17 protein-coding genes are annotated in these 16986 nt (G+C 62.7%); 6 read left to right on the top strand and 11 right to left on the bottom strand.

Annotated features, from left to right (window positions below):
* Positions 1 to 17: 17 nt before the first annotated feature.
* The 9 genes from ACF8R4_RS16235 to ACF8R4_RS16195 form a co-directional block, all read right to left on the bottom strand.
* A complete protein-coding gene (locus tag ACF8R4_RS16235; RefSeq protein ID WP_082426451.1) occupies positions 18 to 785 on the bottom strand; it encodes an RHS repeat-associated core domain-containing protein in 768 nt (255 codons plus the stop codon).
* A gap of 128 nt (positions 786 to 913) precedes the next feature.
* Positions 914 to 1960, bottom strand: a complete 1047-nt coding sequence (locus tag ACF8R4_RS16230; RefSeq protein WP_060500875.1) for an AI-2E family transporter — start codon at positions 1958 to 1960, stop codon at positions 914 to 916.
* Between the two features lie 12 nt (positions 1961 to 1972).
* Positions 1973 to 2767 carry a DUF4892 domain-containing protein gene (locus tag ACF8R4_RS16225; protein ID WP_060500873.1) on the bottom strand — a complete coding sequence of 265 codons (795 nt, stop codon included), beginning with the start codon at positions 2765 to 2767 and terminating at the stop codon, positions 1973 to 1975.
* 109 nt (positions 2768 to 2876) lie between these two features.
* A complete protein-coding gene (locus ACF8R4_RS16220; RefSeq protein WP_104834287.1) occupies positions 2877 to 3731 on the bottom strand; it encodes an alpha/beta hydrolase in 855 nt (284 codons plus the stop codon).
* A complete protein-coding gene (locus ACF8R4_RS16215; protein ID WP_019099705.1) occupies positions 3728 to 4516 on the bottom strand; it encodes an alpha/beta fold hydrolase in 789 nt (262 codons plus the stop codon). Before ACF8R4_RS16215 ends, ACF8R4_RS16220 begins: the two co-directional genes overlap by 4 nt.
* A gap of 93 nt (positions 4517 to 4609) precedes the next feature.
* Positions 4610 to 4984: a hypothetical protein gene (locus ACF8R4_RS16210; protein WP_060500865.1), complete on the bottom strand. Its 375-nt coding sequence runs from the start codon at positions 4982 to 4984 to the stop codon at positions 4610 to 4612.
* Between the two features lie 129 nt (positions 4985 to 5113).
* Entirely contained in the window at positions 5114 to 5572 is a 459-nt protein-coding gene (gene sixA / locus ACF8R4_RS16205) for a phosphohistidine phosphatase SixA (RefSeq protein ID WP_060500861.1), read from the bottom strand.
* Positions 5569 to 5916 (bottom strand): DUF4389 domain-containing protein, encoded by a 348-nt coding sequence (locus ACF8R4_RS16200; protein ID WP_392492899.1) that lies wholly within the window; start codon positions 5914 to 5916, stop codon positions 5569 to 5571. The genes sixA and ACF8R4_RS16200 overlap by 4 nt, the downstream gene beginning before the upstream one ends.
* A 36-nt stretch (positions 5917 to 5952) precedes the next feature.
* Positions 5953 to 6978, bottom strand: coding sequence for an NAD(P)H-dependent glycerol-3-phosphate dehydrogenase (locus tag ACF8R4_RS16195; protein ID WP_060500858.1), 1026 nt, complete (start codon positions 6976 to 6978; stop codon positions 5953 to 5955).
* Between the two features lie 139 nt (positions 6979 to 7117).
* Between ACF8R4_RS16195 and ACF8R4_RS16190 the strand changes: the two genes are divergently transcribed.
* From ACF8R4_RS16190 to fabB, 5 genes are all read left to right on the top strand, one after another.
* Positions 7118 to 9271 (top strand): TonB-dependent siderophore receptor, encoded by a 2154-nt coding sequence (locus ACF8R4_RS16190; RefSeq protein ID WP_156867568.1) that lies wholly within the window; start codon positions 7118 to 7120, stop codon positions 9269 to 9271.
* The gene (locus ACF8R4_RS16185) at positions 9271 to 10161 is read left to right on the top strand and encodes an ABC transporter substrate-binding protein (RefSeq protein WP_104834285.1); all 891 of its coding nucleotides are present in this window, start codon (positions 9271 to 9273) and stop codon (positions 10159 to 10161) included. Before ACF8R4_RS16190 ends, ACF8R4_RS16185 begins: the two co-directional genes overlap by 1 nt.
* The gene (locus tag ACF8R4_RS16180; protein WP_392492897.1) at positions 10158 to 12089 is read left to right on the top strand and encodes an ATP-binding protein; all 1932 of its coding nucleotides are present in this window, start codon (positions 10158 to 10160) and stop codon (positions 12087 to 12089) included. Before ACF8R4_RS16185 ends, ACF8R4_RS16180 begins: the two co-directional genes overlap by 4 nt.
* A gap of 207 nt (positions 12090 to 12296) precedes the next feature.
* Complete coding sequence (fabA, locus tag ACF8R4_RS16175; protein ID WP_051098991.1) at positions 12297 to 12812, top strand: 3-hydroxyacyl-[acyl-carrier-protein] dehydratase FabA; 516 nt, start codon at positions 12297 to 12299, stop codon at positions 12810 to 12812.
* 11 nt (positions 12813 to 12823) lie between these two features.
* Positions 12824 to 14044: a beta-ketoacyl-ACP synthase I gene (gene fabB, locus ACF8R4_RS16170; RefSeq protein ID WP_019099700.1), complete on the top strand. Its 1221-nt coding sequence runs from the start codon at positions 12824 to 12826 to the stop codon at positions 14042 to 14044.
* Positions 14045 to 14213: 169 nt separating this feature from the next.
* On the opposite strand, the gene ACF8R4_RS16165 is transcribed toward fabB, so the two are convergent.
* Entirely contained in the window at positions 14214 to 15221 is a 1008-nt protein-coding gene (locus ACF8R4_RS16165; RefSeq protein WP_060500850.1) for an amidohydrolase family protein, read from the bottom strand.
* Positions 15222 to 15338: 117 nt separating this feature from the next.
* Here ACF8R4_RS16165 and ACF8R4_RS16160 point away from each other — a divergent pair, with 117 nt between their 5' ends.
* Positions 15339 to 16202, top strand: a complete 864-nt coding sequence (locus ACF8R4_RS16160; protein WP_104834283.1) for a pirin family protein — start codon at positions 15339 to 15341, stop codon at positions 16200 to 16202.
* Between the two features lie 30 nt (positions 16203 to 16232).
* Here the strand turns inward: ACF8R4_RS16160 and ACF8R4_RS16155 are convergent, their stop codons facing one another.
* Positions 16233 to 16958: a dienelactone hydrolase family protein gene (locus tag ACF8R4_RS16155; protein ID WP_060500846.1), complete on the bottom strand. Its 726-nt coding sequence runs from the start codon at positions 16956 to 16958 to the stop codon at positions 16233 to 16235.
* Positions 16959 to 16986: the final 28 nt, after the last annotated feature.

Below are 16986 nucleotides of genomic sequence, written 5' to 3'. Positions count from 1 at the left end.
AGCCATTGAGTATCGCATCAACTTTTTCTTTGGCGCATTCTCTGGATAGCACCTCTCACACTCTCTTCCACCGTATGCAAATTACCTTGGGTAAATTTCTGCCTATCCGGTTGACGATCAAAAAAGCCCCTGATGACACCAGTCACAAGCCCCAACTCTAACCGCTGATTTTGGTCAGACACCATCGCATCCAATACCATCCCCCGAAGGTCGTTACTTTCACTGCCAGACAAACCAACGAGAGGTCTATTACTATCCACATAGTCCTGAAGCTCAGCCCGTTCAGACCGCGTGATCGGTTGTGCACCCTCAGCAATATTCCAGAAATCGTTAGAACCCACCTTTTTGTATGTACGATTTCGGCGATCTTTCTGCTTGGCGGCGTAATCAGTCTTCATCGTCCATGCATTCTGTTTTTCGCGCATCCACTGCTTGTAACTCTCTGTTCGATGGTACGAAGCTGGCTCACGCGTCAAAACAGGCATTTGATTGGAGGGAGGATTTGGCCGATCCGCGCGTGCAAGGCGAAGCACTGGCATTTTTCCATGGCCACTTGGGTCAAAAAAATTCACTGGATCGCACTCACAATAAGCATAGCTATTCAGCCCACCTATTTCGAACGGGCTGAATCTATCAGAAGAAACAAAGCGCATAAGGCTAGTGCTGTATGCCCTACTGCCATTACCCAGTAAATAGAAAGACCTAAACAACAAGTGACCCGTAAAACCAAGATGCAATTCTGCGTGCTCTACGCCGGCCGCCCAGCCATAAACTGTATAGTTCATTAAATATGCCCCAACTTTTGCTGGCCAAGAAGAGAAAGAATACCCGGCCGAACCAGGTAATAAAACCAGCAAAAATTACAGTTGACAGACACTTTCCACTCTTCCTGCTCGAAGCCATGTTTTCTGGCTCAGTGGTGGTTTTGTTCCGCGTTACGGCTCCAGTCCAGCAGCAGGCTGTACCCGACCGCCAGCAAGGTCGGCCCGATGAACAGGCCAATGAAGCCAAAGGCAAGCAACCCGCCGAACACCCCCAACAGCACGATCACCAGCGGCAGGTTGCCGCCACGGCTGATCAGGTAGGGCTTGAGCACGTTGTCCACGCCGCTGATGACAAAGGTGCCCCAGATGCCCAGGAACACCGCCATGCCGTACTCGCCCTTCCACACCAACCAGGCCGTGGCCGGGATCCAGGCCAGTGGTGGGCCCATGGGGATCAGGCTGAGCATGAAGGTCACCAGGCCCAGCACGATGGCACCCGGCACGCCAGCAATCAGGAAGCCGATCAGTGCCAGCAAACCCTGCGCAGCCGCTGTGCCAATCACTCCGTTCACCACCCGCTGAACGGTGCCCGCCACCAACTCCAGGTAGTACTCGGCGCGGTCACCCATCAGGCGGTGCAGCAAGCGCAGTACGAACGCCGACAGGCGCGGGCCGTCGCGGTAGAAGAAGAACACGAACACCAGGCTAAGGGTCAGTTCCAGCACTCCGCTGCCGATCTGCGCACTGCGCGCCAGCAACCAGTTGCCCACCTGCCCGAGGTACGGTTTGACCGACGCCAGCAGGGCCGCCCCCTGCTGGTCGAGCGACTGCCACCCACTGACCAGGCGCTCACCAACGAACGGTATGCCCCCCAACCAGGCCGGCGCATCGGGCAAACCGTCCACCTGCACGTCGCGCACGAACGCCGTGGCATCGCGAATATGATCGGCCAGGTTGAACCCCAGCCACACCAGCGGCAATGCCACAATCAGGATCCAGGCGGTGGTCAACAGGCTGGCCGCCAAGGTTTCGCGCCCGCCCAGCACACGCGTGAGCAAACGCATCAACGGCCAGCTGGCAAACGCCAGGATGGCCCCCCACAGCAATGCCGAGATGAACGGTGCCATCACCCACAGGCCGGCCCCCAGCAACGCCAACAGCAGAATCTGGACCAGCAGGCGATCATTGTTAACCATGGCGGCGCTCGTTCAACGGATCAGTTCAAGGTGCAGGCCGTCGGTGGGCGCACTACCGACCTCAAGGCGGCCATTGCGCACCCCTGCCTTGACCAGCGCCTCACGCCAGGCTTCGGCCTGAGCGCCACTGAGGCTGGCACGCAGGGTGCTGTCCAGGTTCAGGCTGCGAGCCAGCAAATTCACCCAGGTGTCTTGCGGCGCAGCCAGGTCAGGGTAGTCGAGCTTGCCGGTGTCGCGCATTTCGCGCAGCACCGTGGCAGCGGTCGGCAGCAGTTCGCCCAACGGGTTGCCGGCGACGAACTCTTCCACATGCAGGTAGGCGCGGCGGTTGCCCCGGGTAACGCTGTACAGCGCGACCAGGGTGTCGGCCTCTTCCGCCGAGCGACGCAGCAAGATGAAGGCCTGCTGCTCGTCACCACCGTTCAGGCGGGCATTGGCAAACACATCATTGGCCCACAGGCTGGCCTCGCCGCAATCGCGGCCCTGGCACCAGAACAACGGGTAACCCCCGTCGCGTTGCAGTTCTTCACGGGCAGTGGTGAAGGCTTCGCGGGCGGTGCGTTCGACCGGCAGTTCGTAGGTGACCGAGCTGACCTGGCCACGGCTTTCGACCTTGTCTTCGACCCGCAGGCGGCCGCTGATCTTGCGCAGCGGGCCCATCGGGTAGACGCGTTCCTGCTCCACGGCCGGACGCTGGTCGACGACCTTGGCGTCCACCGGCACCGGCAAACTGCCGGCCCATAACACGGGGCTGGCGAGCATCAGGCAAGCGGCCAGGGCAGTACGAATGGAAACGGGCGCGCTCATTGGCGACCCAGGCGGCGCCGTGCGCCGAAATGAAGTTCCAGGATGTCTGGCAGTTGCATGGTTGTCTCCCTGTTCAACCCGCCAAGCCTCGACAGTTGTCCGGTGCAAGTCAAGCAAAGCCAAAGAAGCGATTGAAACAGTCTGCGACAAGGGCCGCGCCCTGCTCATCGTTCAGGTGCAGGTGATGGCCACCGGGCAGCGTCACCTGCTCAAAGGGTAGCTGCTCCAGCAACGCGGTGTGGCGCACCAGCATGCCATCGGCGGCGACCACTAGCTGCGCCGGGCAATTCACCCTGCGCACATAGGCCATGGCCTGCGCTTCGCTCAGGCGGACTGGCGATGGCAAGGTCAGGCGGCTGTCACTGCGCCAGCTGTAACCGCCCGGCACCGGCATGAGGCCACGCTGGGCCAGCAGTTCGGCAGCCTCGCGGCTGACCGCGACCATGCCTTTCATCCGGGCATGCACACCGTCTTCCAGCGTGGCGTACACCGACTTGCGCTTGCCGTCCAGCCGCAGCTGGGCCTGCAGTGCCATCCCCAAACGTTCGCCTGCATCCTGCTCGGCACCGGTCGGCGGGATGACGCCGTCGATCAACGCCAGATGGCTGACCCGGTCGGGCAAGGCGCCAGCCAGCTGCACCGAAATGATGGCCCCAAGCGAATGCCCCAACAGTGCAAAACGCTGCCAACCGAGCTGCTCGGCCACCCGCAGCACATCATGGGCATAGTCGGCCAAGGCATAACCGGCGCCAGGCGGGCGGTGTTCGGAGTAACCATGCCCGGCCAGGTCCAGGGCGACGATGCGCAGCCCTTTTAGCTGCGGTGCCAGGCGGGCGAAGCTGTTGGCGTTGTCCAGCCAGCCATGCAAGGCAATCGCCGGCAGCCCGTCCTCGGGGCCGAACAGGTGCGCGGCCAGCTCGATATGGCCCAGGCTCAGGCGGATTTCTTCGACGTGTGCGCTCATGCCTGACTCCAGCGGTCGAACAGGCCCTTGATCAGGCTGGCGGTGTCTGCAGGGCGCTCCAGCGGGAACATGTGCCCGCCCGGCACGCTGTGGTATTCACCCTGGGGCATGCCCCGTACGGCCAGGGTGTGGTGGCGGCGAATGACATTGCTACGGTCGCCGCGCACCATGGCCAGCGGCACCTGCAACTGCCGCGCGGGCGCCGGGCTGGTATGCGGGATACTGCGGTAGATGCTGATTTCGGTAGCCGGGTCGAAGCGTAGCTGCAGGCCCTGCTCTGCCGCCTGCAAGCCGTGTTCGACATAGGCGTCGAGGCAGTCGGGATCGAAATGGCGGAACAGTGACTTGCCGGCGAAATAGTCCCGGGCGCTGTCGCGGTCATTGAACGTTTCGCGGCGCCCCAGCGTGCGCCCGGCCGGGGTGATACGGTCGATGAAGCCAAAACGCTTGGCGGTGCGCAGCAGCCATTGATCGGCGCGGGTGAGTACCGGCGAGTCGAGCATCACCACACCACGGTAGTACTCGGGGCAGCGCAAGGCAGCATGCAGGTGCAATACGCCACCCAACGAGTGGCCGACCCCCCAGACCGGCTGGTCCTGTTGCGCCAGGTGGTGCAACAGTTCATCGACCAGGCTCTGCCAGTTGTCATTCACAGGAAAGCGTGGGTCGTGCCCATGCTGGGCCAGGTGCTGCACCTGGTAGTCCGGCGCCAGGGCGGCGAACAGCTTGCCATAGGTAGCCGAGGGGAAACCGTTGGCATGGGCGAAGAAGATCTGCTGCGGCATGGCGCCTGGTCCGGACGGAGGATGATGGCTCATTGTCGGCATCGGCGCCCCGTTCGGCAACGTCCGGAAAGGTCATCGGCGAGGGCTATCAGGTCACGCCGACCGGTCGAAACTGGCCAGTGAACGGCGAAGGCAGGCTTGCATGTAGACCAACTGGCTTTCCAGCGCTTCGCGGGCCAGGCGCTGGTCCTGGTGGTCGAGTTGCAGGCGGCGCAGGGCCAGACAACTGGTTTGTAGCAGGTGAGAGACTCGCAGGCAGGCATCCTGCAGGGTGCGTAAGTCGTGCTCGCTTTGTTGCCTGGCGCCGGGCTCCAGATCGGGATTGCCCATCACCCGGTGCATCAGATGGTAAAGCTTGGCATCGGCCGATTCGCGTAGAAGGCTGTAGCGGGCAAAGTCGAGAGAGGCGCCCCGGTCAACCTGGTTGATGGTGGGTTGCAGGTCCAGGGAGCTCAACAGCTCCCACATCTCACCGCTCATCCACTGCTCCCTGCCTGATTGCTTTTGGGCAACGCTAGCAAGGCGCCGTCAAACGCGACAACTGGCAAAAATGCCAGTTGCCTTCCAGATAACCCGGGGCGCTTTGCGTCCCGGGTATCAAGCCGGCGAATTGATCGCCCGCAGCGTCATCAGCCCAGCAAGCGGCCAATCCCCTTCCAACTCGGCTAGGCTTGCAGTGCTCATGGCTGCCGGTTGCTGCTTGTGACCCTGTTCCAACACCCCGACCAAGGTCCCCACCAGCGGCTGGTGGCTGACCAGCAGTACATGCTCCAGGCCCAGCCGCTCGATTTCACCGATCACCTGCTGCACGTCACTTTCCGGGGTCAGCCAGGGCACGGTACGCACCGGCTCGCCGAAGCCCAGCGTGTCATGCACCAGCGCCGCCGTTTGCTGGGCGCGCACGTAGGGGCTGGCAATAATTGCCTGCAACGGCTGCCCGAGCAGGCGAGCAGCGCTGTGCAGCACCTGCTCGCGGCCATGGGCAGTCAAACGGCGTTCGGCATCTGTGTTGGCCTGTGACTCCGCTTCACCGTGGCGCAGTACCCACAGCTTCACAGCGTGGGTTCCTCGTCACGCACCGGGTGCGGGGCCGGCGCCACAGCATGCGCGGCTTCACCTTCCGGCGCGCGCGGCGCAGGCCAGTCAGAGAATGGCCATGGCTTCTGGTCGCTGTGGAAGCTACCAAAGCGGCCGATCTGTGCCAGGAACTGGCTCAGGCTGTCGCCGAAGTTCATCAGGCTGGCGCTGGGTGCGCCGTACACCAGACGGTAGATCAGCTGCACCAGCACCAGCCCGCCCAACAACAGTTCAGCCAGTTGCCAGACCACCAGGAACACCAGCATCCACAGCACCCGCAGGATGATCGACTCGCGCTGGGCGCGTTCGGGCGTATCGTTCATGTGTCGCTCCTTGCTCGTGTCAGAGCCGCCAAAGGCTCAGTTGAAACCGCTGATGGAAATGAAATCGACATCGGTCTTGGGTTCGGCGCGCATCAGGTGCTCGATCACCTGGTTCAGCGTGCGCCCTTCGAACAGGATGGCATGCAGGCCCGCCACCAGCGGCATGTAGACCTGCACTTCCTGGGCCTTGGCCTTGAGCACCTTGATGGTGTTGACGCCTTCGGCCACCTCGCCCAGGCGGTTGACCGCCTCATCCAGGCTTTGGCCCTGCCCCAGCGCGTAGCCAACCTGATAGTTGCGGCTCTTGGGCGAGGAGCAGGTGACGATCAGGTCACCGACACCGGCCAGGCCGAGGAAGGTCATGGGGTTGGCCCCCTGGCTGACGGCAAAGCGGGTCATTTCGGCCAAGGCACGGGTAATCAGCATGCTCTTGGTGTTCTCGCCCATGCCCAGCGCAACGGCCATACCGGCGATGATGGCGTAGACGTTTTTCAACGCACCACCCAGCTCGACACCAAAGCGGTCAGCGCTGGCGTAGACACGGAACGTGCGCCCATGCAGCACAGCCTGCACCTGCTTGCAGAGTTTCTCGTCCTCGCTGGCGACCACCGTTGCAGTCAGCGCGTGCTCGGCGATTTCTCGGGCAAGGTTAGGGCCCGATAACACGCCAATACGCGCTTCGGGGGCAATTTCTTCGAGTATCTGGCTCATCAGCTTGAAGCTTTGCGCTTCGATGCCCTTGGTCAGGCTGACCAGGCCCTTGCCACGCAGCAACTCGGCATGGGGCGCCAGCACGCTGCGCAGGGCGCTCGACGGCAGGGCAACGAAAATCAGCTCACTGGCCTGCAAGGTCGCCAGCAGGTCATTGACCGGCTCGACGCCATCATGCAGCCGGATGCCCTTGAGGTAGCGCGGATTCTCTCGATTGACGCGCATGGCCTCGGCTTGCGCCGGGTCGCGCATCCATTGACGCACCGGCACACCGTTTTCCGCCAGCAGGTTCGCCACGGCGGTGCCAAAGCTGCCGCCTCCCAGAACTGCAACAGGTTGCTGTTCAGTCATATCCAATCCGTTAAAGCCAAAAATTAAGTGGCGACCCCGCCATTATACGGCTCGCCTGCGACAGAACCAGTCTCTGTTCCCGCGAAAGGGGCCGGCTCGCTCATGCAGGTCACTGGCAAATGCGCCACGGTCAGTTACCATGCCTGTTTCAATCCTGATACAAGGCCGCCCCGTGTTCCCTGGCACGCCCCCGTACCCGCGCCTGCCCATGCTCATGCTGACCGCTCTGCTCGGCAGCCCGGCTGTGGCCAACGACCTGTTCATTGACAACACCGATCTGCCCCAGGTTCTGACTGCCACACGCCTCAAACAATCCCCGGCGGCAGTCCCGGGTAGCATGACCGTGCTCGACAGCGAGCTGATCCGTGCCAGTGGCGCCCGCGACATCCCCGAATTACTGCGCCTGGTGCCGGGCATGATGATTGGCTACGGTGCCGGTAACCAACCCACGGTCAACTACCACGGCAGCAACGTCAACGACGCACGCCGCATGCAGGTACTGATCGATGGCCGCTCGGTGTACCGCGCGGGCCTGGCCACCGTGGACTGGAGCGACATCCCTCTGGCCATGGAGGATATCGAGCGCATCGAAGTGTTCCGCGGCCCGAACACCGTCAGCTACGGCGCCAACGCGCTGATGGCGGTGGTCAACATTCTCACCCGCAACCCTGCCGACAGCCATGGCACGCGGCTGAAGGTGACCCGCGGCCAGGATGGCATCAACGACTTCTACGCCAGCCACGGCTTTGGCTGGGACGGCGGCGACATGCGCCTGTCGCTGTCCGGCCAGCAGGACGATGGTTTCGACGAAAACCAGTTTGGCCAGGACTACCGCGACAGCCGCCGGCTTACCCGCTTCAACCTCAGCGCCAGCCACAACCTTGCAGTGGACCAGACCCTGGAGTGGCAACTGGCGGCGAAGGAAGGCAGCAACCAGCGGCCTTATACCTATAAGCCGGTCTTCCCCTATGTCACCCAGCAAGGTGACAACGCTGACGTCAATGCCAAGGACTACGCGGGCTCGGTGCGCTGGAGCATCGACTTCAACCCTGAGCACAGCCTGTATGTTCAGGGCTCGGCGCAGCACTTCGACCGTCAGCAGGTCTGGCGTGCCTGCGATGCAGCGCTGTCATTCAGCCCCGAACTGACCCAGCTTTGGCAGATGAACCCCAATTTCGCCGAGCTGGTAGCGCGCGGCGCCAACAACCCACCTTCCAGCAACAACCCACAAGAGCAGGCCCTGGTCGATGCCATCAAGGATCAATGGAACGAACAGGGTGGTAGTCATGTGGTCTGCGGCGACGTGGACCAGAGCACCCGTGAAACCCGCTACGACCTGGAAATCCAGGACACCCTGAGCCTGACCGACAGCCTGCGCTTGCTCAGCGGCATAAACTACCGTTATGACCGGGCCGACTCGCAGACTTACTTCAACGGCAGCCTCGACGACCAGACCTGGCGCCTGTTCGGCCAGCTGGAATGGCGCGCCGACGAACACTGGATCCTGCAGGGCGGAGCTATGCTCGAAGACTCTCGCCTGTCTGGCAGCTCGCTGACCCCGCGCGTGGCGGTCAACTACCTGATCACCCCGCGCCATGGCCTGCGCGCCGTGTATTCCGAGGCCGTGCGCTCACCCGACATGTTCGAGAACAACGTCAACTGGAGCTACACGGTCAAGAACCTCACCCCCAATGCATTTGGTCTGCAGAATGGCGAGTACTTCGTCAAGACCCGTGGCCCCGGCGACCTCGAACAGGAGCGCATGCGCTCGCGCGAGCTCGGCTACAACGGCTACTTCAGCGACATCGACCTGAGCATGGATGTAAAGCTGTTCTACGACGAAATCACGGGAATGATCAGCGAGCCCTTGAAGAACAACCAGTACATCGCCAGCAACGCCAACAAGGCCCGTTTCAGTGGCAGCGAAGCACAACTGGACTGGCGCCCCACCCTGCGCGATCGCCTGCGCCTGACCTACGCCTACGTCGATGCCTGGGCCAGCAACCCCGACGACCGCCGCCTCAGCGCCCACAACAGCGGCTCGGCCGGATGGATGCGCGAATGGGGGGCGGGCTGGTCGAGCGCGCTGTTCTACTACGGTGACGATGCACTCAACCAGTACCGCTACGAGCGCCTGGACCTACGCCTGGCCAAGCGTTTTCGGGTGCATGGCAGTAACCTGGAGCTGGCGGCGCTGTGGCAGCAGCGGCTGGACGATGAACCCACCACGGCAATCCAGAACCGCTACGACAGCCGCCACCGCCTGAGCGTCAGCGCGGAGCTGGAGTTCTGATGGCCGTGTTGCTGCGCCTGCTGCTGCTGTGCCTGTGGCCGCTCGGGCCATTGTCGGCCAGTGAGATCCTGCTGGTAGGGGCTGAGGATCAGCCCGGCATCCGCAGTTTTGTCGCGGCGCTGGAAAGCCGCCGACCGCATGACCATGTGCATTTTCTGACCACTGCCGAGCTGCCGCGCCCGAGCAAGCTCAAAGCGGACCAGCGCCTGATTCTGCTCGACAGCGCCGCGCTGGAGTGGCGCCTGGGTGAAAACGCCGGCCCACCGGCCCTGGCCATGCGGGTCAGCCGGGTACAGGCTGAACAGCGCCTGGGAAAGTCGCGCCCTGCGTTCCTTACCTTGTTGTGGAGCGACGCGCCGCTGGGCCGGCAATTACGCCTGACGCGCTACTTGTTGCCGCAGGCCCAGCGCATTGGCGTGCTGTACGGTGAACACAGCAGTTTCTTGCTCGACGAGCTGCGCCATGCTGCCCGCCCGATGGGCTTGGAGATCATTGCCCAGGACTGGTCCGACCCACGGGACAGCCGGCCGTTGCAGCACCTGCTGGGCAACAGCGATGTGCTGCTGGCCCTGGACGACCCCAACCTGTACAACTCCAAGACGGCGAAAAACCTGCTGCTGAGCAGCTATGGCCGGCAAATGGCATTGATCGGCCCAAACGCCGGGTTTGTGCGGGCCGGCGCCCTGGCCAGCACCTACAGCGATCAGGACGACTGGCTGGCAGAGCTCGACCAGCTGCTCGACCAGCCGCCAGCGCGCTGGCCACGCAGCCTGTACCCGGCGCGCTACGGCGTCAGTGGCAACCAGCAGGTGGCCCGCGCCCTGGGCCTTGAACCGATCGATCCGAACGCCGCTGCCAAAGCCCTGGCCGCAGGAGAGCCCACCCCATGAGCAAGCGCCTGAGCTGGGATATCCACACCCGCACCCAGATCATCAGCCTGGGCCCTGCCCTGCTGCTGACCTTGCTGTTGATCAGCTTCTTTACCTTCGTGCGCATCCAGGACTTGCGCCAGGAGCTCAATCACACCGGGCAACTGATCGCCAATCAGCTGGCACCGGCATCAGAGTACGGGGTGATTTCGGGCAACAACGAAGTGCTCGAAGGACTGATGCGGGCCACCCTCAGCATCCCGCACGTCCGCTTTCTGGAAGTGCAGGACAGCCGCAACCACATTCTGGTGTACGTCGAGCAGTCCGACGAAAGCGCCAACCGCGCGCAACAGGTTGAAGTGTTCCAGGCCCCCATCCGCCTGCAGCAAATCCGCCTGGACACCGACTTCCTGCAACAGGGCAAAGCCACCACCCCCCCCATCGGTGACGACTACCTGGGGCGGGTCATCGTTGGTATGTCCGATGACGCCTTCAGCCAGCGCCAGCAGGAGATCGTGATCAAAGCCGGCATCCTGGCGCTGTTCGCGCTGCTGTTCACCTTTTTGCTGGCGCGCCGCCTGGCCCTGAGCCTGGCCAAGCCTATCAGCGACATGGGCCATGCGGTAAAGGCCATTCAGCAAGGTGAGTACAACACCCCCTTGCCGGTGGTCGATGACAGCGAACTGGGCCACCTGGCACGCCACATCAACAACCTGGCCAGCGCCCTGGAAAAGGCCAGCGATGAACAGAAGCAGGCCATTGCCGAGCTGATTCAGGCCCGTGAGGAGGCCGAGCAGGCCAACCGCGCCAAATCCGACTTCCTGGCGATGATGAGCCACGAGCTGCGCACGCCGATGAATGGCGTGCTGGGTATGCTGCAGCTGCTGGAGACCACATCGCTAAGCACCGAACAGGCCGATTACACGGCGGTCGCCAGCGAGTCCACCGGGCATCTGTTGAAGGTCATCAACGACATCCTCGATTTCTCGCGCATCGAACGCGCCGCGCTGCAACTGGAACACATCGACTTCAACCTGGGTGAACTGATCACCAGCAGTGTCCAGTCGTTCCAGCACAGCGCCCAACAGCGCGGCCTGGGCCTGCACCTGCAACTGCCTGCCGGTATCAAGCAACTGCAGGTGAACGGTGACCCCACACGCATCCGCCAGATCCTGCTGAACCTGGTGGGCAACGCCCTGAAGTTCACCGAGCGGGGCCAGGTGCAGGTCGAAGCACGCTGGAAGGTGCTTGACCGGCAATTGATCTGGCTGACCTGTAGCGTGCGCGACACGGGCATCGGCATTGACAGTGCCCGGCTGGAAATGATGTTCGTCGCCTTCCAGCAGGCCGACAGCTCGATTTCCCGCCGTTATGGCGGCACCGGGTTGGGGCTGTCGATCGCCCGTACCCTGGCCGAGCGCATGGGCGGCAAGCTGCGCGGGGAGAGCCGCGAAGGCCTGGGTTCGACCTTTACCCTGGAGATGCCGCTGGCACTTGCCAGCCCTGCCCCCGTCCCGCTCGCGCCGCCAATGGCTGCACCAACGCCGGTTACCGACAGTGACCAGGTACTGCTGGTAGAAGACAATCCGGTCAACCAGAGTGTCATCGAGGCCATGTTGCGCAGCCTGGGGATGGCCGTATGCACCGCCGAGGATGGCCTAGAGGCGGTAGACCTGGTCGGCCGGCAACGCTTTGCCGCCGTGCTGATGGATTGCCGCCTGCCGCACCTGGACGGCTATGAAGCCACCCGGCGCATCCGGCAGTTGCCCAACGGCACCGGGCTACCGATCATCGCCTTGACCGCCAATGCCTTGCAGGGCGATCGGGAGCGTTGCATGGCCGCCGGCATGGACGACTACCTGAGCAAACCCTTGCGCCGCACCGAACTGCAACGGGTGTTGCAGCGCTGGTTGCCTGGTCGGACAACCGCGACTGGCGATAAATGCTAAAGTGCGGCAGTCTTAAACACTGGACAGGACCTTCATCGGACCTGAAAATAGACGTTTCAGTGCACACCTGTACTTCTTTCACCAGGTGCGCTGTGACTTTCACCACAACGCAATAGTCTACCTGTAGGCTGCCGCCCCGAACGCGTTGCGTATCGGGCCGGCCGGGAAGGTTCATCCCCTGCCACAGGGGGTTATTGAGGAGCTCGCATGACCAAACAACACGCCTTTACTCGGGAAGACCTGCTGCGCTGCAGTCGCGGTGAGCTGTTCGGCCCAGGTAATGCGCAACTGCCCGCGCCGAACATGCTGATGGTCGATCGCATCACCCATATCAGCGAAGAAGGCGGCAAGTACGGCAAAGGTGAATTGGTCGCCGAGCTGGATATCAACCCGGACCTGTGGTTCTTCGCCTGCCACTTCGAAGGCGACCCGGTCATGCCGGGCTGCCTGGGCCTCGACGCCATGTGGCAGCTGGTGGGCTTCTTCCTCGGCTGGCAGGGCCTGCCAGGCCGCGGTCGTGCCCTGGGTTCGGGTGAAGTGAAATTCTTTGGCCAGGTATTGCCTGCTGCCAAGAAAGTCACCTACAACATTCACATCAAGCGCGTCCTGAAGGGCAAGCTGAACATGGCCATCGCCGATGGCTCGGTCAGCGTCGACGGCCGCGAGATCTACACTGCCGAAGGCCTGCGGGTCGGCGTGTTCACCTCCACTGACAATTTCTAAGGGTTATTCGCATGCGCCGCGTCGTTATCACTGGTCTGGGCATCGTGTCGTGCCTGGGCAATGACAAAGCTACCGTCACCGAAAACCTGCGCAACAGCCGTCCGGGTATCCGTTACAACCCGGAATACAAGGAAATGGGGCTGCGTAGCCAGGTTTCCGGGTCCATCGACCTCAACCTCGAAGAACTGATCGACCGCAAGGTCTACCGTTTCGTCGGCCACGCTGCTGCCTACGCCTACCTGGCGATGCAGGACGCGATCAAGGACGCCGGTCTGACCGAAGAGCAGGTTTCCAGCCCGCGTACCGGCCTGGTAGCTGGCTCTGGCGGCGCGTCGACCCTGAACCAGATGGAAGCGCTGGACACCCTGCGCGAGAAAGGCGTCAAGCGCGTCGGCCCATACCGCGTTACCCGCACCATGGGCAGCACCGTTTCGGCGTGCCTGGCCACCCCGTTCAAGATCAAGGGCATCAACTACTCGATCTCGTCGGCCTGCGCCACTTCGGCTCACTGCATCGGTACCGCGCTGGAGCAGATCCAGTGGGGCAAGCAAGACATCGTCTTCGCCGGTGGCGGTGAAGAAGAGCACTGGAGCCAGTCGTTCCTCTTCGATGCCATGGGCGCTCTGTCGACCAAGCGCAACGAAACCCCGGAACTGGCCTCGCGCGCCTACGACGCCGACCGTGATGGCTTCGTCATCGCTGGCGGTGGCGGCATGGTGGTGGTCGAGGAGCTGGAACACGCCCTGGCCCGTGGCGCCAAGATCTACGCCGAAATCGTTGGCTACGGCGCCACCTCCGACGGCTACGACATGGTTGCCCCGAGTGGCGAAGGTGCCATCCGCTGCATGCAGCAGGCACTGTCCACCGTCGACACCCCGATCGACTACCTGAACACCCACGGCACCTCGACCCCGGTCGGTGACGTTGCCGAGATCAAGGGCGTTCGCGCCGTGTTCGGCGACAAGGCACCGAAGATCAGCTCGACGAAGAGCCTGTCGGGCCACTCGCTGGGCGCCGCTGGCGTACACGAGGCGATCTACTGCCTGCTGATGATGGAAAACAACTTCATCGCCGGTTCCGCCAACATCGACGAGCTGGACCCGGAGGTCGCCGACCTGCCGATCCTGCGCAAAACCGAAGAAAACGCCAAGATCGACACGGTCATGAGCAACAGCTTCGGCTTCGGCGGCACCAACGCCACCCTGGTGCTCAAGCGCTGGGAAGGCAAGTAAGACGCTGATGCGGTAATCGAAAACGCCCCGACTGGTTCGGGGCGTTTTTATTTGTGTTGCCTGTACCGGCCTCTTCGCGGGTAAACCCGCTCCCACAGGTACTGCACAGCCCTCAAGAACTGTGGGGACCCTGTGGGAGCGGGTTCACCCGCGAAAGGGCCGGCACAGGCTATCGGTGAACCTTGGGCAACACCGCGAGAAAATTATCCCGCGCCACTTTGTTGGCCACCGCCTCCGGCAAGGCATCCAGAAACGGCCGGAACCCGTGCATCTGCTCCCCCAGGCTGCCAAACCGCCCCACCACGTCCGACCCCAGCATGAAACGCTCCGGGTACTGTTCCACCAACGCCACCCATTCCTTGCGCGGCACGCCTTGGTCGTCCAGCAGATACGGCTCCAGCACACTCCACGACAGGTCCACATACAGGTTCGGGTAGTCCTCCAGCAGCCGCGTCAGCACCGGCAGCAGAAAGTCCATCTGCGTCTGGTGCCGGTGTATCTCCATGCTGCTGCCGGCGTGCGCCCAGATAAACCGCGTGTGCGGGTGATTACGCAGCGGCTCTTCGATTTCCGCCAGGTACAACGGGTTGCGCTCGCGCTTGGAGGTAATGTTGGAATGCAGCAACACCGGCAGGTCACGCTCGGCCGCCAGGTGGTAGATACGCGTCATGGCTTCGTTGTTGGCGCGCGGCGTGTCGCCACTGGTCAGCGCTGTCAGGTCGTCGTGCCGGGTGAACACCTCGCCAATGCCCTGCCACAACCCCGGGTACAGGTCGAGCATCCGCTCGATGTGGCTGACTGCGTTCTTGTCTACCGGGTTGAAGCCCGTCAGAAACGGATGAAAGCGCTTACGCTGCGCTTCCGGCAATGGCTGCAGGGCTGCGGCCACATAGGTATCGGTCGCACTGTACCAATAGGCATCGGCATCGTCACCGGCGTAATAGCGCGGGCGTTTGGGCTCGTCCTCATGCCACTTCTTGGCCACTGGTATGCCGGAAATCATCGACTGCTCGATACCGGCAGCATCCATGGCCTTGATCAATGCCGCCATGCCTTCGCTTTCCTGGAAGAAGTCGACGTAGTGCAAGTGGGCATCGCTGTAGCGGTAGTCGCGCGCCTGCGCCGCCTGGCACAGCCAGCCAGTCAACAACACGCAGGCCAGCGCTTTGGCAATCATGGGCAGCTTCCTTCCAAGGGGGCGAAAACAGTAGACCGGCCGTTAAGCGAGACGGTTCAGCCGAAGCGGGCAAACCGCTATGCTGGAGGCATTTCCACTTCGCCTGGAGCCCACCCCATGAGCAGCCCCCTGATCATCCGCCCGCGCGCCGAATCGGTCGAGGGCCAGCCGATCCTGCGCCCGCTGCCAGCGGCCCAGTGCCGCAGCGTCGGACCGTTCGTGTTTTTTGACCACATGCTGGAAACCGACTATGCCCCAGGGCATGGCATGGACATCCGCCAGCACCCGCATATCGGCCTGTCGACCCTGACCTACCTGTTCGAGGGCGCGATCCTGCACAAGGACAGCCTCGGCTCAGCGCAGCGGGTGCTGCCCGGCGATGTCAGCTGGATGACGGCTGGCAGCGGCGTGGCCCACGTGGAGCGTACGCCCGACGACGCCCTGGCTCATGGCTCGCGCCTGCATGGCTTGCAGGTATGGCTGGCCTCGCCGCGTGAACATGAACAAGGCGCGGCAAGCTATAGCCATCACCCGGCGGCGAGCCTGCCGGTCAGTGAAAACCTGGGGGTGCGCATTTGCATGATTGCCGGTAGCGGGTTCTGCCTGGAATCACCGGTGCCGGTGCTGTCTCCTACCCTTTATGCGCATGTGCGGATGCAGGCGGCTACGACGTTGCTGGTACCGACCGAGCATGCGCAACGAGCGCTGTATCTGCTGGATGGTGAGCTGCTGTTGAACGATGAAGACGTGGAGCCGTGCAGCCTGGTGGTGCTGCCGGAAGGCGAAGAGGTGGTGCTCTATGCAGAGGAAGAGTGCCAGCTGATGCTGATTGGCGGCGAGCCTTTGGATGGACCGCGGCGAATGAACTGGAATTTCGTGGCCAGTGACCCGGAGCTGATCGAGCGGGCCAGGGCAAGGTGGGCGGCGGGGGATTGGCCGGTGGTGCCGGGGGAAACCTCAAGAATCGAGTTGCCTAGGTAATTGGGGCCGCTTTGCGGCCCCAAATCACAGTCAGCGCTGGAACACTTCTGCCAGCAGATTGTGCATCGAACGGAACGCCCGCTCTGAGGTGCGCCGGTCATACTGCATCTTGCCCGGCACATTGGCACTCGGGTCGGTAAACGAGTGCACCGCCCCGCCATAGCTTAGCAACTGCCAATCCACCTTGGCCGCGTTCATCTCCTCCTCAAACGCCGGCAACTGCTCCTTCGGCACCAGCGGGTCGGAAGCCCCATGCAACACCAGCACCGAGCCCTTGATGCGTTTGGCATCCTCCGGGTTTGGCGTATCCAGCGTGCCATGGAACGACACCGCCGCACGCAAATCGGCGCCGGTACGGGCCAGCTCCAGCGCACAGCAGCCACCAAAGCAGAAGCCAAACGTGCCGACCTTGCCTGGCTCCAGCAGCGCCTTGGACTGCCCCAACAGCTGCGCCAGGGCTTCCTGCATGCGCTTGCGCAGTTCGCCCCGGTCGTTCTTCAGCGGCATCATCGCCGCGCCAGCCTCGTCGGCGTTAGACGGGCGCACCGACTGCCCGTACAGGTCGGCTATCAGCACCACATAGCCTTTCTCGGCCACTTCCTTGGCAATGCGCTCAGCCCCTTCGCCAATGCCCATCCAGTTCGGCGCCATCACCAGGCCTGGACGGCCCAGCGCCCCTGGCTCATAGACCAGACGGCTTTCGTAGGTTTTGCCGGACAGGTGATAAACCAGCGATTCGACGATTACCTTGCTCATCAAACACTCCTTAGGCACGTATTCTAAA

Origin of the sequence: Pseudomonas sp. FYR_2, from assembly GCF_043106425.1 — a bacterium.
GTDB lineage: Bacteria > Pseudomonadota > Gammaproteobacteria > Pseudomonadales > Pseudomonadaceae > Aquipseudomonas > Aquipseudomonas monteilii.
This window is presented reverse-complemented; position numbering and strand designations above follow the sequence as displayed.